We start from the raw sequence: 19,342 nt of genomic DNA on the forward strand, positions 1-19,342 counted from the left end.
TTAGGGCGGGAAATAGTAATTTCACCCCATTTACAAGCCAAGTAACCTTCACCCTTCCAAGCTTCCAGGAAATCAGGCAACCAGTACAACGGTAATCCTAGAAAATCCTTACCAGCTTGTTTTGCGCTTTCCTTAACTAGCTTCTTGGCAGCAAAACGGGCGGCGGCACTTTTTTTAAGTTGTTGATCCGCTTGGATATCGAGAGAATCTAAATCAGCGAGAAATTCTAAATTAGGCTCTACTATCTGCCGAATCCCTTCAACATCTAAATCTTGGGGAAACTCCGGTAACACTGCCCTTAATGCCGCATCATCAAAACCATAGCGGGAATCAGGCTGAATATCTTGGGTGAGCAGTTTTCGCAAAACCTGTAAGACTGGCTGGAGTTTTGACAATTCAGAAGGAGGTAAACCAGTAGCCAGTTGCCCCACAGTAGTATCAAAATCCTTTAACTTGACTTGAATTTCTCGCACAGGTTGAATCAGCGTACCCGCTTCTTCCCAAATGCGACCCACTGTGAAAGGTTGACCAGCCGCGTTAGTTAAACTAACTGGTGTAGAATCTGGATGCGCTCGAATTTCAGAATAATTTTGAATCACAGTGCGCTTAAGATAGCGGAAGCCGAAACCATTACCTGTAGCAAAACGGCACTGGTTTTGGAGGGGACAACCGTTACAGATGGGGCTAATAGAGCTTTCTTCAAAGTCTAGACTGACAAAGTTTTTGTCACGGAAGCCTTCAAATAAATAACTGCGGTGACAATTGCCGATGGTATCAGGAATTTCACCCACTTTTGGACGCACCTGAAACGGCTCACCCATTGGGGTTGTGCGGGTGGGGTCGATTTTTAAGCCATTGTGCCGTACTGGGAGGTCAACAAAATTAGCCTCAATGGGCAGTGTTGAGGGGTTACGGTGGTTGGCATCCTGGTAGATGAGTTTCTCAATCCCAAAAAGGGCGGCGGTGAGTTGACCAGCGTTGTGCGACTTGCCTAAACCGGGGTGAGAATTATCTAAAATTTGAGTCCAGCCCTTAGAAATCGCTTCCACCCAGGCGGCAATATGCTCATCTGGGGAACAAGTAATAGAAATATCGCCTGTAACGTCGCTCCGGTGTGGGATATTGCCACGTTTGTAGACAATGACTTGGCGTACTGGGGCGGTAATTTCGGGTGCTGGCTCCGGGGAAGCGGGTTTGGAAAATCCCTTAGCAGCTGTAACGAATGGGGCGATCGCCTGCTTTAATAAATTTTTGAAACTGGTCAAATCTTCTCGGACTTGCCCAAGCTCCCATTGTTCGCGGCTAATCAGCCCTTGATCGCGTTGATAGGGTTCATACTGCCGTTGCGGGAATTTAAACCCATACTGCTTGGCAATGTGAAACAGCGTTCCAATCGAGATTCCCCCGCGTCGGAAACTGCGAATCTTGGCGCGAATGTTCCAGGTTGTCCCTGGGATGGAGGGCGACCACTTCTCAGCAATAATTTCAGCTTCAGATGCTCCGTAGTGATTGACTAGTGCCATCAACACGCTTCGGCATTCGTCGTAATTGCCACTGCCAAGGCTGCGCGGTGGGATAAATGATAGTGCTTGTTGGATCAGCTGCTCAGTGTCCCAGCCTTCAACATCGGAAATCTCCCGAAACTGTTGACGGCGTGACTCGATTTCAGTAATGCGTTGTTGGTATTCTTCCCTTTCCCTTTGGGCGATCGCAATTGCCTCTGTTACCCACTCATCTGGTAAAGTGGCATCTGGGTTGACTATGAGAAATTCTGCTTCTGTGTTGCCATAAAATACACGGCTGGCATCTTTACAGGCAGGGTCATGCGGTAGCTGCTGCATCAGGAAGCGTGTACAAGCTTCTACTGTGTCAGCACCCTCAACGTATTGAGGCAGAGGGAAAATCAACCGAAATTTATGCCAGTCTGGTTTGTGACTGGCAGTGGTGTACATTAAAGCGCAGTGTTTTTGAATGAAGGGATGGACTAGGGCTTGTTCAATGGTTAGTTGTGGATCGTAAACCTTGATAGAATTGCCGTTTGCATCCTTAATTGGTTTACCACCCTCATCACGGGCAACATCAGAATTATCGATGTCAAGTAGTAGCCAATGAGAACCAATAACGTTGGCCTTACTCCGCCATTTATTACCTAATAATCCTGCACAGATGGCGTGACCTGCTTTAATGTGCTGCTGCACATCTTCTAGAGTGCCTTCTTCGTCGCGGAAGTTGGCCGCAAGTTTTTTAAAGTCCCAGTCTTTGTTTTTACCTGTGGAGTTATACGCAAATTTGATTTTATTACTAAAAACAAACTCTTGTTCTGCCTCTAATGCTTCAGCGCATTTATTATTTAATTGTTGATGCTGAAGCGAGTTATGAAATTGTTGTAATGGTGACATTGAGAAATTCCTCCTTGATGTGTGGTGGAGGAATTGGAGCTATCCTTTCGCAGTAATCTCCTAATACAAACTTTCAGAAAAATTAGACCAAAATTACATAAAATTCCTGAATTACTGTTCGTCTGTGAGTGGACGGTGTTACTATGGCTGAACACCCCAATCATCTTTGATAAGATTACTATTAGGGATATTAATCCGGCGGTTGGCACAACCAGATACCCCAATTCCATTGGAAAACCTCGCTGTCCTCGCAGGACGTGAGGTTTTCTGCCTTTAGTCTATTTGTACTGGGCTAACCAAGCCTTGATAAACTCGGTTGTTTCCTCCTGTTGAATTACGAATGCAGTCCCTTTTCTTCTGAGAGCTAGAATTCTCATACTTCCAACTTCAGAATAAAGGTGTGAATTATGATCGTCGGCCGTCTTGCTGGGAGGCCATAAGACCAAAACTTTTGCTGTGGGTGTCTTTTGAGCTTCACGAGAAGACATCCCAAACAAATTTCTATTTTTATCAAGCCAGCTTTTGTAATCTGCTAGTTCAACTAGAGGGCAAGGTTCCCAGGTTCTTAAACCACCTTTGTTTTTCCGCTTGACCTGCAAAAGCTCCCTTTTTTCGTTGTAGACAATCTCGCTGTCTCCTTTTGAGCGAATCGAGATAAATAAGTGAGTTTTGCGTGGAAACTTAATAAACAAGTCAATAGGGTTCTTGTCCTCGATCTGAAGCACTGGAAAGACTTGTATCCCCTCACTTTTAAATTCATCCAAAAGTAGGGCTGTTAATTTTTCCAACCGAGTCAGTTTTTCAATTCGTATCAACGGCTTGTAAGCCAATCCAAAAAGTAGCCAGCCTAATGGATGAACCACTCCACCTGTAGCCAGTGCAGCGCCACTAGCCGCTAGAGCAACAGTAGATTCATAGTCTTTCGCCTCCCTAAGCATCTCTAACGCCGCTTCATTGTGCGGCGGGAGTTGAAAATCGCTTGGTGGGTCTTTTAGGATCAACATTGGCTACATCAAAAATTGTTTTGGCTGCTGACTAATCTCTCATCCGTTACATTGTCAAATTTATCTGCATCTAAACTACCTAGTTGATTGTTACTGATTATGTATTCTGCTTGGGTTAAGTTTTACTGAAAGTGGCCGCCCTAATCTTCATCCTGTTTTTTTGATTTGTTTGCTTTTGTATGTCTTGCTGCGATCGCTTCGGAAGCAAGAATTTTTACCATTTGACTCATAGAGCGTTTTTCAGTTTTTGCTTCAGCAGATATCAATTCATAGAGTGCTAAATCATCTTCATCAGTGAAATAAATATTTAGTCTAGTTCCTGTGGGCATCGTAACACTGTCTGGTGTTGGAATAACCCTATTCTCAGTCTAAACCTTTTACTTGTCACTGGTGTTATACAGTGTTATGATAACACTATAAGCCAGAAAACGACACAAAACAAAGGCAAGTGAAGCCAGAAAGTGGAGTTAAGGCTTTCCAATAACTGGATAACTAGATTTAAGCCTATTTTGTTAAAAATGGGCTTTAATTCCCACAAATAAAGACTTTTACCAACCATCAGAACCATGACTTCCACATACGCCAATGCCACAAATTGGCTAGTTCAAGCAGACTTGTTAGCCAATTCCGGGCTAACTGCCTTAATTGCAGGTAAAGACCCAGGCGCAGGGTATGGCAAGGCAATTTACGGTGATTTTTCTGTCACGATGCCATCTGCATACTCATTAGTTCGCAACCGCAACATTCGCCATCACGAAACCATTTCTAAAGATGGTGCATGGGTGCGCTATGTCGAGGGGAAGCGTTTGGATTTAAAAGACACGCAATTTTTCTGGGGCAGTGCAGCGATCGCACAAAGCGACCACACCCTACTGCACGAAGATAAAGCTAAAAAAGCAGAACTGGCCTTAGAAAGCATCCTTGCAGACTTAGCAGTTCTAAATATTCCCGATGGAATGAAATTAGAAATTAGCTTAAGTAACCACAACCCCCAACGCTGGGCAGAAGAAATTAAACGCAGAGTGCAAGGAGTTCACACCTTCCAGCACAAACACCCCGTCAATCGTGAGATTGTCACCAAAACAGTTTCCATTGTAGTCACAGGCATTTATCCCGAAGGCTACGGCAGTATTGCCTACTGCTTATTTGGAGAACCAACCCTAACCCTTGAAGAATCTGAGATTGCTATCGCCCTTGATATCGGTTCCTCAACTTGGCTAGGTACAGTTTTCAACGGCAATGGCGCAGTTATAAACCAACATTTGATTGAGGGTGGATGTGGGCAACTGCACTCAATGATTGCCGAAGCTCTCGACAAACGAAACGACCCAATGAGCCTAATTTCTAAGGAAGTAAAACATTCGTCAAGTTTGGTTAATCGAGGAATTGTAGAAGGTACTTTCACCTACGGAGGTAATCACCTTACAGGCAAGAATTTTGAAATTGAATATGCCCAATGTCTTGATGAATGGTGGTCTAATCGCATTGAAAAATTCGCTAACTTTGTCACATCTGGTAACTACCTAGATAGAGCGAAATATCTTGTTGCTTGGGGCGGTGGCGTTTCACTGCCAGTAGTGGATCAGAATCTGGCTGACTTAGGATTCGTGGTTTTAGAAAATCCACAATTTATCAATGCTTTTGGACTGAAGTTATTAACCGAAATATCCACAGGAGCTTAATTAATGAATTACGAATCTCGGCGTATAACCATCTCGTACTTAGCGGTTATTGAATTGTGCCAGATGTTCGATATCCCCCAGGATGCCCCAACACAAGCCCTATCAGCAGCAATAGAAAAGCTGATTTTTCAAGGTGGTATTGGTATACAGACCCCTCTAAAAACTCAAAATTCTCCATCAACATCAACAGCAATTCAACCGAATAAAGCCGGACTAGCAACTATGGCTTCTCAGTTTAAAGGAGTGGCTTCATGAATAACTTAAATCCAGTCTACGACTCAACCCTACTAACCAATTCAAAGGTTTACCAAATCGACCGGACGCTGTATCAGTACCTCTATCAAACCGGAACAAGAGAGCATCCTAAATACCACTTTCGCCCTCTGGCTGGGCAAAGAAAGAAGGCTGATTTATTGCTGAATCACAGGAGTTTAACTAATCGCTGTTATGAGGTTTTAGGGATGTCCACTAATGCAAGTGTCGTCAGCCAAGAATCACTGCAATTATCAATTTTTTGAGGTGAATATGAACACTCAACCGCTACCAGAATTGATTGCACAAGCCCAACAATTAGTAACCCAAATTCGGCAGCATCCACAGTATCAAAGGTTGAATTTTGATTGTGACGTAACGCTTGGGGACGTAAGCCAATTTTTCAACACACTGCAATGGACAGCCGCAGATTCAACTGTGGACGTTTCGAGAGAAGGCTTTTTTCAGTGATGGGGAGAGCGATTGCACTGCCTGACCAACATGGCAATCGCCCTACCAATGTCTCTACCGCCGCAAAACGATAAACGACATAAGGATTGTAAATCATGACGAAACCGCTTGGATACTACTGCGCTCTAACGCCTGGAGATGGAACCTATTTAGACTGGTTGCAAGATACTTATGGTTCTTGTCTTGAGGGGATTAATCGCATCGAAAAACTGCATTTTTTAAAAGCGATAACTGAAAACTTAATCGCTGCTGAAATTGCTACACAAGGGCAATATTTATTAGAAGAATCAGCCCAAACAATTCAAAAACTTCAAGAGGATTTGTACCAGTACACGCCGATAGGCGAACACTTGGGACTGGCGGAAGCATTAATTAATCAACTCAAATACCAACGCTAAGGAGAACCGCACAATGGACTTTGCAATACGTAATCCGGTAGTTGGTCATGCCAGCCACATTGATGAAAAGGCGCAATCTTGGGGAGGGTTTGAGTCCGATATTCTGGGGTATCTTTCGGATATAAATAAACTCGAACAGTTTGCAGATTACGCCAATAACGCCCAAGAATTATCAGACAGATTAGAGCCATTTTTGGACAATGCCAAAGTGGTTTTTGAGGCGATGGAGAAGTTGACCAAGGGACAGGTAACTTGGACAGAATTAAGAAAGCAATATGGCTCTCATGTTGCTACTGCCATCGCCAAGATTCGCAAGTTAAATTCTGAGTTCGATTCAGAGATAAGCCGCGTAGATGCTCAAGACAGAGCCGACCTGTTGCGAATTGAGCAAAAACGTAAACACGGACTAGCTGAAGTTGCAGCCCAATTACACTACGATTTACAAGCAGAATTGTGGAGACATGAGAACAAAATCAGCAACATAGAAAATAGACAAACCGTGCAAGCCCAACGGCAAGCAATCACCACAGGATTGAGAGAAAAACGCCAACAACTTTTAGCCCGTGCAAGGTATGGGACTAGGGCATTAGAGCCGAACTCTTCACCGCAGTCAGTAATACCATTTCAAGCCCAAAATTCAGCACCAACATCAAGTGTTTCTGCAACCGGAACCGTGAGAGGTTGGGGTGCAATGTTAGGAAATCTTTGGCAGAAGTTAGGCGACAGATAACTAATTAGTTGAGAGGACACAGGCTGATGCTAGAAAGGAAACGAAATGAAGATCCTCATAGCGTCAGCCCTTTTTTGTATGAAGGGCTGACACCTACACAAAAACAGCAACCATCCCAACCGCAACCATTACCAGAAAATAACAAAGCTAGAACACTTAGACGTGCTGGTAATGCTTGTGAAATTGTCGCTGGCGGTTGTCTAAACAGTGCAGTAATTTTCACCTTTCATCTGTTGCAAGTTCACCCAGTTGGAATGTTCTTAGCGGTAGGCACTGCACACCTGTATTTTACTGCCACTGCAACAGGTGAAGGATTCAACAATTTCGTCACCAATTTAATGACTGGTTGCAGTGCATCATTAGCCCTATTGTGTGCGCTCAGTGAACCGATTAGTGAGTGGTTAGAAGCTCGAACTTCTACAGCTACAGCTAAGGCTTCTATTGAGTCGATTTATCAGCCAAAAACTGCTGAAGAATCAAGTTGGTTTCACGGTGCAGGAGTGGCCATATTTATAGCGATATTAATGATTTTTCTGTTTGGTGGTGGTAAGAGTAAATGAATTACTTAAGCGAGAAACATCAACAGTTAGAAGAGTCCCAACAATCGGGTTTGATGAAGTGGTTTGGGCAGTTGTCAATGGATAGGAAAGCCGTTGCAATTGGGCTGAGTTTAACTGTCGGTCTTGCCTCAGCTGCACTAGCATGGCTTGGGACGACCAGCGATCGCATTTACTTCTGCATTAAAACCCCGAAAAAAACATTGACTTGCAATGACTTGAATAACCGACCTTTCCGCATGACCCCTTACTACTGGGAACAATGGCAGTTAGACGGAATGCCCCCCCAGATTGTGAGAGATCCAGCGATGGGAATCAACGGGCTAGTCAGGGCAAGTAATCCAAACAAACCAATATTTGCTACAGCTGCATTTTTGGGGTTTGCGCTGGCTGGGTGGATGCTGCGCCACTGCCAGTCCGAGGAGAAACAGAGGGCAGTTTTTGTTGACATTGCCCAAAAACGAGATGCAGCAAGAGCAGAGATGGCAGCACGGAGCGAGTTGTTAGACAGTTACAGAGACATTGCTATCAAAGAAGTGGAGTTGCAGGCTGACTTAGATTTAATCGCCAATGACCGTACTGTTGACATTCAAAAAGCGGAGATTTACGCCCACACTGAAATTGAAGTAACTCAGATAGAAGCAACTGACGCTATTTTTGAAGCGCAAACGGCGGGGATGACCGAACAACAGAAGGCAGAGTACATTAAGCAGTTGCGTGAGATGAAAACGCCGTACTTGCAAGGTAGCCAGACTTTACAGGGGACGATTGACCCTAGCGACAAGGTTACTGGCTCTGAGCCTGGAGTAATCGCACCACAGTCCAATAAAACCGCATGGGTGCAAAACCTCATCAAACAAACTGCCCTGATATGGGGCAACCAGGGCGGCGGTAAATCTTGGCTGGCTCGTTATGTCGTTAAACAGAAAAAACAGGCTGGCTACCGTGTGATTGTCCTTGACCCCGACTCGAACCGTAGTGAATGGCGAGGAGTTGAAAGTTATCACTCATGGTCGGATATCGAACAACAAATCCGCGATTATGTTCAAGAACTAGAAGAACGTTTAAAAACCTTTAATAATTCATCCTTAAGTGAGTCGCAATGGCGGCAGAAACTTTGGAGTGAAGGTAAAGCAACAGCCCTAATTTGTGAAGAAGCAACCACATACGGCGACTTTATCAAGGATGAGGAATTGTTGTCAAAATTCGGGAAACTGGGACTGACCAAAAGCCGCAAACAAGAGATGCCTTTAACTGTGGTTGCTCACAACAATACCCAGACCTGTTTATTTGGAATTAAGGGCTTGTATAATCTCGTTTCTAAAATGCTTCAAGTTGAATGTTTAGCTCTTGTTGACCCGATTACACTACAGCCAAAATCTACGGGTAGAGCTAAGGTAAAACTCGACAGTTCTAACGAGTGGCTTGATGTTATTCTGCCGACTATGACCGCTAAAATATCTGATTTTAGTGACGCTGCAACATTAGAATCTACTCCAATTCCACCCATAGATAAAGCCACTTTAGAACGCATTTATGAACTGGAATTTAATCTTGGTAATCAGGCAGAAATAAGCCCTACGCAATCCCTAACACCACTAGCCCAATCGTTGCTGCAATTCCTCCAGCGCACCGGAAGAACATCGGCAGTCATACAGGAGGTACAGCCCAACTTTAAGGTAAAGGGTCAACGGTTCAGTTCGGAGGAATTGAAGCGACTGTTTAATGAGTTAGTTGAGAATAGTCTGGCCGTCTGGCTAGATGTAAATACCATTGAAATCACTGAAAATCGGACACACGGACATAACGCATAGAAGTAGACAGAATCCTTATGCAGCAAGGGACAGCAACGAGGGACATCTAGACAGCCATCAGACAGTAGACAGACTTACCATAAAAATTTTTTTACCGAAAGTCTACCGCGATCTGTCCTACAAAATCACCGTTAGGGAAACCTGGCATCAGTAAATCATCTGATATAACAAACAGCAATAAAATTGTTGAAATTGCAATACAAACAGCAGTTGAAATAGCAATAACAAACTGTCTTTTTCAATTCAAGGCTACAACAATGTTGCATTTAAGGCTGCAACATTGTTGCTTGCTACCTTCGCTAGAATTTAATCAATATTTCGTCAATATTTCGTCAATATTTCGTCAATATTTCCTCAGTGCAATTTGGAGTTTCTAAGAGACACTCCTTGATTGATAAAAAGTCAAATAATCAATCAAAATGTTCGGTAAAATTGCTCAATCTTGTGTACTATAAAAAAGATAGAAAAATATTTCACAGCAAAACAAGCGCGAAGACTCAAGTACTTCGCGCTGTTATCAAAATATGGGATGCACCAGAGCCAACTGGTACATACGGTATTTTGTGAATGTTTTTCCTGCAAAACCCTTACTTTACGTCCAAAGAGGATATTACATGGAAAATAAAATTAATCTACAACCCTATTCTAGCTTATTAAAACCAAAAAATAAGCTGTTGCAACCTAACTACAAAGCGCAACTGATTGCGATAAGCTTGCTGCTGAATTGTTGGGGAAGCCTGAATATTGAAGTCACCACCCCAGTGTTTCAGTTCAAGTCGAAACCAGCACAAACTTCAATGATCGAAATGATGAAGAAGCTAATAGATCATAAATAACTGCTTGATGCTGGTCGCCGTAAAAGTGACTTTTTGAGTTATCGGGGTTTGTCGTAGATGCCGAACTAAAATTTCTGGACATCCATAAATTATGATGCTGGAAGCGTTACCCAGCAAGCATCTTAGCCGCTTGCTTTTCTAAGCACCAGTGAGTGGCTGTTTACCCTCACTTACTTGGTGCAGAGTAGTATCAATACTCTGCACCATCTTCCAAGACTAATTCGAGCCAAAAGTGATAAATAGAGGTATGCCATTTGCTCTAAAATTTTTAACACCCCCCACATTGTTTTCATTGGTTTAGAAGAAACCCAGCATCAGCTTTTTGCTGTGGAGTGGAATTAAGGTCAAGTTACGGCTTACGACCAGGACATGCGCTAAACGCTATCTATTCAAATCACACCCGATTTTTATATAGTTTTTTATTATTCTTTAAAAAAGAGTACAACAACGGTTTGTCAACAAATTTTAAATAATATTTCAATTTACTTAAAGACAAAATTTTTTTAAATTTGAAAAAGCACAGAAAAATCATCAGAGCAAAGCAGATTAAATCAGGAGACCGTAGGGAGAGTCGTTATTGATGCTTAAGCTACGTTTGGCTCAACTTTGCTTCATTTTTATTCCGCATAATAACTTAGAATAAAAAAGAGTATGTATACATAACCGATGCCAAAATTGCTGAAAATCATTTCAAAATGAAACTTACCATCCCAGTATATGTAGTTCAGATTTTTCTTTAATAAGAGGTATTAATGACTTCATCACTTCAAGTTTATCCCCCACTTGGAATTAATGAGAAAACTTTAGAATTTATTCCCTTAGATAAAGACCAGGTGGTTTTTGCAGGAGAAAAAGGTGACATAGTGTTACCAAACCCTTATAAAACCATCACACGAGAGAGGCATTGTGTCTTGAAGCGTCAAGCTAATGACTGGTTGATAATTGATGATAAGCCAAGTACTAATGGTACTTACCTGTATAGAGTTACGAATAATATAGAAATAGATTTACGTAAGTCAGGCCCATTAGTTTTAGAAAATGAAGACATTATCCTGATACCTGGTATGGTGTCGGACTGTAGTGAAGTTTGTATGTGGAAACTACGATTTATCAAGTATAAAACTAATTCAATTCCACAATTTCAGATTACTCATTTAGAGTACAGTCTAAGTCAAAAGAATCTTGTCAAGTTATATAGAAGGAAGCGAACAGAGATTCCCTTAACTATACAAGAATGTGCGCTTGTTGATTATATGGCAAGACGTAATGCAGATAATAATCAACCTGTTGTTTGTACCTATACTGAACTGATACTAGCAATATGGGGCGATGAGATTAATCACGGTAAAAATGAAGTTAATCATCTTGTCCATAGAGTGCGTCGGAAAATAGAGTTCAACCTTAGTAAGCCTGAGTTTCTCTTGAAAGATAAACAAGGAAGAGGCTATATGTTGATGATAAAAATGCAGGCTTAATTTTCAAAAACCACTAAGTATTATATGAATAAAGAGCAAGATAGCTATTCTCTGCCAGAGGATAAAATTAAGCAAGGAATAGATAAAGAGATTCAGAGCTATGAAGCTGGGGATAGTGACTTACAGCAATACCAGAAGTTAAATTTTAAACCGTACACTATTCAAGAGGAATTGGGAAGTGGAGGTTTTGGTAAAGTCTACAAAGCTCTTAACGAAGAAAATCAACAGTATGTTGCACTCAAGTTTCTCAAAAGCAAATTGCAATTAGAAGAAGAATGGCAAGAAGTCAACGGAATTAACTATGACAATGTTGAAGAAGAATTTGTTAAGGAGGCTAATAATTTACAAAAATGTTTTCATAGTAATATTGTAGAATTCATAGACTTAAAAAAGACCCATAATGGTTGGTGTATTGTAATGGAATATATCGATGGTAAAAACCTTAAGGATTGGCTAGAAAAACAAGATCAACCGCTTACTGAAAGAAATGCTTTAAATTACATTCGGCAAATTGGAGAAGCATTAGAAAAAATTCATAGTCTGGGAATAGTGCATCGAGATGTAGCGCCTAAAAACATTATCCTTAAAAGAAATAGCTCTCAAGTGATTTTAATTGATATGGGAATTTCTCGTCACTTTTCTCAGGATAACAGCAAAACAATTTCCAAAGCTTATTCCAAAGGATTTACCCCACCTGAGCAGGAAAGAGAATATCCTGCGATAAAAGGTTCATTTAATGACGTTTATGCTTTAGCTGCAACATTCTATTACTTACTGACTAAAGATGTACCAAGTCATTTTTCTATAAGAGAGAAAAAAGATACTTTTATTCCAAAACTCAGCAAGAATAATAGTATAAGTAAAAAAACCAAGGAAGCTATTGAAAAAGGAATGAAATTAAAGTGGAACGAGCGTCCTAAATCAATAGCTGAATGGCTTAATTTACTTCCACCCATTGAAACAAATCAAATTAAAGATGACTCTAACAATGTATCGGAAAATCTAGAGTTATTATTGGGCAGAGCTTCCTTAATGGGATCTGCGTTGTGGAGCATAATTTTTAATTTTCAAAAACAATCTGGATTTCTTTTAATGTTAAGTATAGCGTTACTAGTGATTGCTCAATTCAATATTAAGAAACCAGAAACATTAATGTTTTTAATTATTAGTAGTATAATTCCAAGTTTATTTATTTATATAGTTATGAAAGAAGAAATTTATTATAAGGGTCTTATATTCAGCACTATTTTATCTTTTGGCATAATGGCTTTTCTTCAATTTATTCGGGAATAATTTATGTTTTCTAATATTAATAGGAAGAGAAAACTGCTTTTATATATCTGTCTAGCCTTATTCATGCTGGCACTATTATTTGTACCTAGACTACATAAAATACCAAGTGCAAATCAAACAATTTTTCCTTCACCAAATCAAGGAACAAAATGTAGTCCTGAATCATTTAAAGATGTAACGGTCTCTCAGCAATATTCAAGAGTACGCTTCTCTGGGTCTACAAGTTTTGCACCGTTGAACGAAATAGATGTGTTGGCAGCTATCTTGAACAGTCAACCTAAAAAATTTAGACTAGAGTACGTTGATCCAGCAAGGTATGGCGAGTCTCCTGGTTCTGGTACTGGTATAAAATGGCTGATTCAAGATGAACGTGAACTCACCTTTGCTCATTCTTCAAGACCTTTTAACCAAAAGGAAATTGACGAAATGAAACAAAAAAACTTAAAACTAGTATTGGAATCAGTTGCTATTGATATTATTGCCATTTATGTCAACCCAACATTACTCCAACAAGGCTTGCAGAGTTTAACTCTAGATCAGGTGCGAGAGATTTTCACAGGAAGGATTACGAATTGGAAAGATATCAAAGAAGATTTAAAAGACCAGGAAATTATTCCTTATAAACGTTCTGATGGAAGTGGTACAGTTGACTCTTTTAAAGAGAAGGTACTAAACGGCCAAGATTTTGGTAAAAAAGTAAAATTAGTTAGTTCAAAAAAGGAAAATTTAATAACGTCAGTCGCCATAAGGAATATTGCTAAAATACCGGGTGCTATAAGTTTTGCGACAACATCGGAACTTATCAACCAGAGCGGAATAGTTATTCTCCCTATTGCTAAAGATGATCCCTCTGCTCCTGTTTCTCCTTGCGATAATACAAAATGCGAAACTGTCAATGAAAAAGATATTAAAAATAAATCTTATCCAGAAGAATTATCTAGAGAATTATTAGTAGTCATTAAAACGGATGATCCGATTAAGAAGGAATTGGGTGAAGCTTATGTTAATATGCTTAGGAGTTGCGAGGGTCAAACGTGGATACGAAAAAAAGGATTTTTACCTATTAATAATTAAAGCTTAGTCACTTAAACTTTATTGAAATATTCTCTGAGTAGTACGAAAAGACCATTTTATGTACCGTAAGAATTAAGAATTTTAAGGCTTTTATCCTTCCCTATAGCGATATCACAGTTTCAGCAGAATGCCCTGGCGCGTGACGAGAGCGAAGATGTAAAGTGATTTCGGTATCGAGTCGCTTGAGGAAAATGATATCGGTTTTGATAGCAACAATTGATCAACCAGGGGTGTAGAAGCGAGTATAGACAACTCATGCCAGCCACAACATCAGCGAATCCTATTGGTGCGGATCATACCTGTAAATGGTCATCGCGCTGCTCTCCATAAGCAAGTTTAATCAGCCTACGAAAGAATGCGGCTTGTAGCGTTCATGGTGTCGGGCTGAATGATAAGTCTGGGTTAAGGGTGTGTCATCGCTGACGAGAGAATAGGCTTTTCGGGCAGTTACATTGTCTTCCTGCTCTTAGATCATGTAGGCTAGACCCTATGAAAATAAACCGGTTCGGTAGGGCAGAAATCCTTATCCCTGATCAAATCAATCTCCTATTTAACGAGGGCTTTGTCAACCCACGCGATCGCGCTTTATTTGGCGTGTGCCTTTATGCTGCCTGTCGGATCAATGAAGCTTGCACGTTGGCGGTAAATGACGTGTTTGGAAGCAATGGTGTGAGGGGGGTGTTGGTGTTACGGAGTGTTAACACCAAGGGGAAGCGAGACACCAGGGAAATTCGAGTGCATCCGAAGCTCAAGCAGTATTTGGAAGAGTACAACCCTAACCGCCGCAAGGAGTTCTTGTTTCCTGGGCGGCATGGGTTGGGACATATCCACAAGGTGAGTGCTGACAAAATCCTCAGAGATACTTGTGTGCGGTTGGGGATTGAGGGCGTTAGTACCCACAGCTTTCGGAGGACGGCGTTAACTAGGATGAGCGATGCGGGGATACCATTGCGGCACATCCAAGAGATATCAGGGCATCGGACTTTGGCAGCTTTGGAGCGATATCTGGGGGTAACTGAGAAGCAGAAGCAAAACGCTATCTCTGCTTTGGATTTTTGAAGAATGAATAAAAAATGAGCTATACCAACATCTTTAAAATAGTTAAAAGATTATTTAAACGGGCTGGTGTTGAAAAAACTATGTCACCGCACCGTTGCCGCCACAGTGCCATCACTGCTGTACTTGAGAAAACTGATGGCAATGTCCGCAAAGCCCAAAAACTTAGTAGACACGCCAAACTAAATACGCTCCAGATTTACGACGACAACCGCAATCGTGATCAACTGGAAATGTCTGAGCTATTGATGGATGGGTTGGATTGAAGTGGTTGCCACACCTGTTAGAAGAAGTTTTAAAAGTTGATTATGACGACATTTCTTCAAGCAGTTATTGTCCCTGAGTCGCAGTAAAAGCGATCGCTCAAGAGGGCGGTAAATCAGACCAAAGCAACCAAAAAAAAATCCTTATTAATCTGGCGCTGGGTCTACTTGCAACGCTAGTGCTTCAGCTTCAAACTTTTCTATGCACCGTTTGAACACACCCAACATAAATTCAACACTAAAACCCATTATTGGGGGCGTACCATACACCGAGCTACGGTATGTCGGTCTCTCTGCCCACCCGTATAACTTAAAGTCATGTGTTCTCTTTCCTGGTCTTCCTTCATGGATGTAGGCATTTCGCATTTCCTTGTAAGCGATTGCACCGTATCGGGACAAAGTTAACCATTGCTCAAGCTCAGTACGATTTGTTTCAGGGCAATTCGCTAGAGTCTTGTTCATTATCGCACCCAGACTCAAATCCTGCGAAGTGCAGCGAGTTTGGTATTGTTCAATAAATTCAGGGGTACGACGTTCTCCAATTGTGCTTAAGAATGTAGATACATTCTCAGGCAGTTTCACTCCTTTCTTTTGGTTTATGCAGGTATCTCCTCGATCCACTTTGCTCCACACGTCTGGTAGTGAAACAAGCTGGAATAACTCACCACCGTAACGTGCTAGAAACGCATCAAAAATAATCCGTTTACCACTATTGCTGCAATCTTTCTTGCCGATACTCTCTGCCCACAAATTGGAAAGAGCGTCAAGAGAACCCCACAGCAACACGTTGCCTTCGTACCTTTGTTCGATAAAGTTTAACTTACTGATGAATGCGTGTCGTTGTCTCCAAAAATCAAAAAAAGATGCAATCCGCAATTTTAACTCTTCGTCCATATTGTCTGCGGGATGTATATGTGCGGGGTAAGTACCGGGATGTGATTCTGCCGATGTTTGTCCTGCGGCGGCTGGATTGTTTGTTAGAGGAGACGAAAGATGCAGTGCTGGTATGATCGCCGGGGGGAAGCGGCGAAAAAACGGGCGATTGATTTGCTGAATGTACCGTATAGCAGGCGGGATAAGTGAAACTTTCAGTTGGAAAAAGCCAAATATGTCAGATTTGATTGTTGTCACTTTCCCTTCGACCCCAGTTGGCATCGTTCAGATAAGCAAGTCCCACACTCGAATTGACTAGCACAGGCATGACTACCTAAAAGGAGACAAACTAGGCAAAGTTCTCATTTGTATTTCTTATCAATTACCCCTCAAAAATCGGTCATTTTTACAAAACTTTACAAGGCTGCACCTGGTGACACGAACCTTCTATTTACGCCGACTCGAAGTATTGCTCAAGCCGTTCACCCCGACACTACCTAATTTTATCATTACTATGCACTACTACCAAAATATGTTTTGTTCTTCTTGAATCCCGTACTATTAAAGAATTTAACTAGATATTAAATATTAATTTTTTCTACCTACTCTGGGAAAGCCTCGAATAATAAAACTCTGCTCTTGCTACATAACCACATATAATAGAAAGGTGAATTAAATAAGAAGGTTTTATATGCCCAGGTTATTCATTAATTATGTTATTTGTAATCAACGTAGTGAATCAAGCGGTTCTGAAGATGAGATTTACTTAAAAATTAATGGGAAGAAGGTTTGGCCTGATGGTAATTATGAAAATATAAAGCAAGGTCAAAGACTTGACATAAATTATTCTGAAGATATTCGTGGCGATGTAACTGTTGAATTATGGGAATACGATGATATAAGTCCAGATGATCTATTAGGTTCAGTAACAGCTAATGAGTACACACTAGGAACACATACTGGACATGGAAATGGTGATGGCGGGAGATATGAAATCAACTATGAAGTTAGGTGATTTTCAGTAATTATTATACCCTCAAGCCAACAACCATATTCAGACTTTACTGATGACGTAAAAATAGTGAGCTTGTCACCAGCCGCCATTTTAAGTCTGAAAGCCTTGCTACAGAAGGTTTACAAAAGTAAAATTGTTTTTCGAGCCGAAAATCGTCTAAAAACCTTATTTTTGCTATCGCAATTACAAATAAAAAGGATTTACAATTATAATGGGCTATTTACTTGATGTATGGGGTGAAGGTCGTATTTATGCAGATGGTAACGTTACTGGATTTACTGACGCTACGAATTTAAATCATAAAAATCAAAGAATTTCTAATGGTATAGATAGGGGAAAATCTATACCTAACCTTATATCAGTTGATGATTATGAAAATCCAAAATTTCCAATAAATGACAGGGAATATAACTATATTACGCTAATGGGTTCTCCAATTAGTCGTGGAACTGCCAGAGAGATGTGCAGAGTTTTAAATCCTGATAGAGGAGTGATTTATCTATATGACCCAAGTAGTGACCATAACGCCAACTTTCGATCAGAAGCATCTCAATTTTCGGTTTTCTTTAGAAAACGAGTTTTTATTAGAGATTTAGGTTCTCCTTTCAACGAGATTAAGCTTCTGCAAGAAGATGTTTTTATTTATACTTGGGGAAAAGAGCATGATGAACTTTAGTTTATTTTTCAATAGAAGCTAATGCTTCGCAATGGACTATATCGCTATAATCCCGCCCCCTCAGAACCGGATTTGGGGTTTTTGGGATAAACCCTCGAAAAGGGGGATTATGAAAAGTGAGTTTTGACGCTATCACCCTATAACTCTTGCCAGGTAAGATTCTTGGCTAAACCCCGTCTCAGAAAGTGTACAATTATGAAGCTTATACAGCAAGCTCTTTAGCTCGCTTGTCGCCCCTTGAAGACTTAAAATCTACCAATCGTTAGGATTGTTATATTTCTCACAACCTACCCCATTAGCGCAAGTCTCTCCTCTCCAAACATCGATTACTTGTCCGGTAGTTGGATTTCTAAGACAGTAAGCAGGTTGAACCCAAACAATTAAACTTTGTCCTCCTCCAGTCCTGAATCTGAGGAAGAACTGCAATTTCTCTACTTCCTCTCCATTCCAATTTAGCCTTGTAGCCCTAACAAAAGATGAAAGGGACGATATCTGCGGAGTGCAATCGTTTAAGTCTGCTAACGCAGAATTTGGCATGATGAATAATGCACTAAAAAAAATAAGAAAGCTTGCCGCTAGTAGCAAAGTGAATGATCTGACGCATCTTGTCATACCTACTCTCCCTGATGATTATGTAAAACACAATACTCCCCGTCGATCTAACTGATAACCTATAGGGGTTTGATCTGTAAGGCAAAGCTTTTGGAAGTTAAGTAGCGGTAAAAGACAGGCTCGCTGATCCCACCTATACTTAGAAAGCTTGCCATCAATCTGAGTCAGAAATATAGCAGATATGGTTTGTAATTTATAGTACCAGTAAAAGGCTTTCCGCCCTTTTTCTAAGTAACGAGATTTGCTGTCAAACAAATTGAACGGTGTTTGCAAATCTCAGTGGTCTGCTTATCATTGACTGTTTCTACTAAGGTTCGATGCCTCCATAGCAATAGCCATAAAAAGATACTAATGTGCATAGCTCCTATTTCTATGGATGTTACGCATACAAATTTTAAGAACAGCATTTAAGCTGGTATTAGCAGGAGCAGTAAATTTACCATATCAGATAAGCTGAAGAAAATCACAAATTTCTCCAAAAGTTGTGATTTTCTTAAAAATCCTTAATTTTAGATGCCAAAAGTTGTTTAGCTTCAGTTACCTAAGCGTGATGTAATGTAGCTAGTGGATTACTAGGTTTAGCCCTATGTGGATACAGCCTCAAAATCATCATTTCATTACCCCCAAAAGGTGCAATATTTCCCTAAAGGCACTTTCTCCTGCTCTATCTGGTATTGAGCCGAGATACAAGTAAAAAGCAGCAAGATGGTCTGGAAACTCTTACTATATATAGGGTTCTGACTTTTCACGGGATGTGGAAAAGACAATGCGGTTCGCTTAAATTGTATGCGAATCAATAGGGGGGAATTAACTTGTGATTATCGAACTAGTCGAATCAGTTTTAATCAATAAACAAAATGAG

20 protein-coding genes are annotated in these 19,342 nt (G+C 40.8%); 16 read left to right on the plus strand and 4 right to left on the minus strand.

Going from position 1 to position 19,342, the window contains the following annotated elements; genetic code table 11:
- The 3 genes from H6G74_RS28675 to H6G74_RS28685 all read right to left on the minus strand — a co-directional run.
- Window positions 1–2,399 (minus strand): PriCT-2 domain-containing protein (locus H6G74_RS28675; RefSeq protein ID WP_190970972.1); only part of this gene is annotated, 2,399 nt, incomplete at its 3' end.
- Between the two features lie 278 nt (window positions 2,400–2,677).
- Complete coding sequence (locus H6G74_RS28680; protein WP_190970973.1) at window positions 2,678–3,403, minus strand: hypothetical protein; 726 nt, start codon at window positions 3,401–3,403, stop codon at window positions 2,678–2,680.
- 140 nt (window positions 3,404–3,543) lie between these two features.
- The gene (locus tag H6G74_RS28685) at window positions 3,544–3,732 is read right to left on the minus strand and encodes a ribbon-helix-helix domain-containing protein (protein WP_190970974.1); all 189 of its coding nucleotides are present in this window, start codon (window positions 3,730–3,732) and stop codon (window positions 3,544–3,546) included.
- A 237-nt stretch (window positions 3,733–3,969) separates the two neighbouring features.
- On the opposite strand from H6G74_RS28685, the gene H6G74_RS28690 reads away from it, so the two are divergent.
- The 14 genes from H6G74_RS28690 to H6G74_RS28755 all read left to right on the plus strand — a co-directional run bounded on the left by H6G74_RS28690 (window position 3,970) and on the right by H6G74_RS28755 (window position 15,307).
- The gene (locus H6G74_RS28690; protein WP_190970975.1) at window positions 3,970–5,085 is read left to right on the plus strand and encodes a ParM/StbA family protein; all 1,116 of its coding nucleotides are present in this window, start codon (window positions 3,970–3,972) and stop codon (window positions 5,083–5,085) included.
- A 3-nt stretch (window positions 5,086–5,088) separates the two neighbouring features.
- Complete coding sequence (locus H6G74_RS28695) at window positions 5,089–5,340, plus strand: hypothetical protein (protein ID WP_190970976.1); 252 nt, start codon at window positions 5,089–5,091, stop codon at window positions 5,338–5,340.
- Entirely contained in the window at window positions 5,337–5,603 is a 267-nt protein-coding gene (locus H6G74_RS28700) for a hypothetical protein (protein ID WP_190970977.1), read from the plus strand. Before H6G74_RS28695 ends, H6G74_RS28700 begins: the two co-directional genes overlap by 4 nt.
- Before the next feature lie 7 nt (window positions 5,604–5,610).
- Complete coding sequence (locus tag H6G74_RS28705; protein ID WP_190678091.1) at window positions 5,611–5,808, plus strand: hypothetical protein; 198 nt, start codon at window positions 5,611–5,613, stop codon at window positions 5,806–5,808.
- A gap of 95 nt (window positions 5,809–5,903) precedes the next feature.
- A complete protein-coding gene (locus H6G74_RS28710; protein WP_190970978.1) occupies window positions 5,904–6,206 on the plus strand; it encodes a hypothetical protein in 303 nt (100 codons plus the stop codon).
- Between the two features lie 13 nt (window positions 6,207–6,219).
- A complete protein-coding gene (locus tag H6G74_RS28715) occupies window positions 6,220–6,936 on the plus strand; it encodes a hypothetical protein (protein WP_190970979.1) in 717 nt (238 codons plus the stop codon).
- A 26-nt stretch (window positions 6,937–6,962) separates the two neighbouring features.
- On the plus strand, window positions 6,963–7,496 hold the full coding sequence (locus tag H6G74_RS28720; protein WP_190970980.1) for a hypothetical protein: 534 nt from the start codon (window positions 6,963–6,965) through the stop codon (window positions 7,494–7,496).
- Entirely contained in the window at window positions 7,493–9,307 is a 1,815-nt protein-coding gene (locus tag H6G74_RS28725) for an ATP-binding protein (RefSeq protein ID WP_190970981.1), read from the plus strand. Before H6G74_RS28720 ends, H6G74_RS28725 begins: the two co-directional genes overlap by 4 nt.
- A gap of 614 nt (window positions 9,308–9,921) precedes the next feature.
- Complete coding sequence (locus H6G74_RS28730) at window positions 9,922–10,143, plus strand: hypothetical protein (RefSeq protein ID WP_190970982.1); 222 nt, start codon at window positions 9,922–9,924, stop codon at window positions 10,141–10,143.
- Window positions 10,144–10,895: 752 nt separating this feature from the next.
- Window positions 10,896–11,618, plus strand: coding sequence for a winged helix-turn-helix domain-containing protein (locus tag H6G74_RS28735; RefSeq protein ID WP_190970983.1), 723 nt, complete (start codon window positions 10,896–10,898; stop codon window positions 11,616–11,618).
- A gap of 24 nt (window positions 11,619–11,642) precedes the next feature.
- Entirely contained in the window at window positions 11,643–12,911 is a 1,269-nt protein-coding gene (locus H6G74_RS28740) for a serine/threonine-protein kinase (RefSeq protein WP_190970984.1), read from the plus strand.
- A gap of 3 nt (window positions 12,912–12,914) precedes the next feature.
- Complete coding sequence (locus H6G74_RS28745; protein WP_190970985.1) at window positions 12,915–13,985, plus strand: PstS family phosphate ABC transporter substrate-binding protein; 1,071 nt, start codon at window positions 12,915–12,917, stop codon at window positions 13,983–13,985.
- A 489-nt stretch (window positions 13,986–14,474) separates the two neighbouring features.
- Window positions 14,475–15,044 carry a tyrosine-type recombinase/integrase gene (locus H6G74_RS28750; protein ID WP_190970986.1) on the plus strand — a complete coding sequence of 190 codons (570 nt, stop codon included), beginning with the start codon at window positions 14,475–14,477 and terminating at the stop codon, window positions 15,042–15,044.
- A gap of 14 nt (window positions 15,045–15,058) precedes the next feature.
- Window positions 15,059–15,307 (plus strand): tyrosine-type recombinase/integrase, encoded by a 249-nt coding sequence (locus H6G74_RS28755; RefSeq protein WP_190970987.1) that lies wholly within the window; start codon window positions 15,059–15,061, stop codon window positions 15,305–15,307.
- 144 nt (window positions 15,308–15,451) lie between these two features.
- Here the strand turns inward: H6G74_RS28755 and H6G74_RS28760 are convergent, their stop codons facing one another.
- The gene (locus H6G74_RS28760) at window positions 15,452–16,435 is read right to left on the minus strand and encodes a hypothetical protein (RefSeq protein ID WP_190970988.1); all 984 of its coding nucleotides are present in this window, start codon (window positions 16,433–16,435) and stop codon (window positions 15,452–15,454) included.
- Between the two features lie 433 nt (window positions 16,436–16,868).
- On the opposite strand from H6G74_RS28760, the gene H6G74_RS28765 reads away from it, so the two are divergent.
- Window positions 16,869–17,192: a hypothetical protein gene (locus H6G74_RS28765; RefSeq protein ID WP_190970989.1), complete on the plus strand. Its 324-nt coding sequence runs from the start codon at window positions 16,869–16,871 to the stop codon at window positions 17,190–17,192.
- A 211-nt stretch (window positions 17,193–17,403) separates the two neighbouring features.
- On the plus strand, window positions 17,404–17,868 hold the full coding sequence (locus H6G74_RS28770) for a hypothetical protein (protein ID WP_190970990.1): 465 nt from the start codon (window positions 17,404–17,406) through the stop codon (window positions 17,866–17,868).
- Window positions 17,869–19,342: the final 1,474 nt, after the last annotated feature.

The sequence above is a fragment of the Nostoc spongiaeforme FACHB-130 genome (assembly GCF_014698475.1).
Taxonomy (GTDB): domain Bacteria; phylum Cyanobacteriota; class Cyanobacteriia; order Cyanobacteriales; family Nostocaceae; genus Nostoc_B; species Nostoc_B spongiaeforme.

Coding starts and splice junctions, on each gene's coding strand:
- H6G74_RS28705 (WP_190678091.1), top strand. CDS start 5,611: ATGAACACTCAACCGCTACCAGAATTGATTGCACAAGCCCAACAATTA.
- H6G74_RS28725 (WP_190970981.1), top strand. CDS start 7,493: ATGAATTACTTAAGCGAGAAACATCAACAGTTAGAAGAGTCCCAACAA.
- H6G74_RS28740 (WP_190970984.1), top strand. CDS start 11,643: ATGAATAAAGAGCAAGATAGCTATTCTCTGCCAGAGGATAAAATTAAG.
- H6G74_RS28770 (WP_190970990.1), top strand. CDS start 17,404: ATGGGCTATTTACTTGATGTATGGGGTGAAGGTCGTATTTATGCAGAT.
- H6G74_RS28690 (WP_190970975.1), top strand. CDS start 3,970: ATGACTTCCACATACGCCAATGCCACAAATTGGCTAGTTCAAGCAGAC.
- H6G74_RS28735 (WP_190970983.1), top strand. CDS start 10,896: ATGACTTCATCACTTCAAGTTTATCCCCCACTTGGAATTAATGAGAAA.
- H6G74_RS28685 (WP_190970974.1), bottom strand. CDS start 3,732: ATGCCCACAGGAACTAGACTAAATATTTATTTCACTGATGAAGATGAT.
- H6G74_RS28715 (WP_190970979.1), top strand. CDS start 6,220: ATGGACTTTGCAATACGTAATCCGGTAGTTGGTCATGCCAGCCACATT.
- H6G74_RS28680 (WP_190970973.1), bottom strand. CDS start 3,403: ATGTTGATCCTAAAAGACCCACCAAGCGATTTTCAACTCCCGCCGCAC.
- H6G74_RS28695 (WP_190970976.1), top strand. CDS start 5,089: ATGAATTACGAATCTCGGCGTATAACCATCTCGTACTTAGCGGTTATT.
- H6G74_RS28750 (WP_190970986.1), top strand. CDS start 14,475: ATGAAAATAAACCGGTTCGGTAGGGCAGAAATCCTTATCCCTGATCAA.
- H6G74_RS28730 (WP_190970982.1), top strand. CDS start 9,922: ATGGAAAATAAAATTAATCTACAACCCTATTCTAGCTTATTAAAACCA.
- H6G74_RS28745 (WP_190970985.1), top strand. CDS start 12,915: ATGTTTTCTAATATTAATAGGAAGAGAAAACTGCTTTTATATATCTGT.
- H6G74_RS28710 (WP_190970978.1), top strand. CDS start 5,904: ATGACGAAACCGCTTGGATACTACTGCGCTCTAACGCCTGGAGATGGA.
- H6G74_RS28755 (WP_190970987.1), top strand. CDS start 15,059: ATGAGCTATACCAACATCTTTAAAATAGTTAAAAGATTATTTAAACGG.
- H6G74_RS28700 (WP_190970977.1), top strand. CDS start 5,337: ATGAATAACTTAAATCCAGTCTACGACTCAACCCTACTAACCAATTCA.
- H6G74_RS28720 (WP_190970980.1), top strand. CDS start 6,963: ATGCTAGAAAGGAAACGAAATGAAGATCCTCATAGCGTCAGCCCTTTT.
- H6G74_RS28765 (WP_190970989.1), top strand. CDS start 16,869: ATGCCCAGGTTATTCATTAATTATGTTATTTGTAATCAACGTAGTGAA.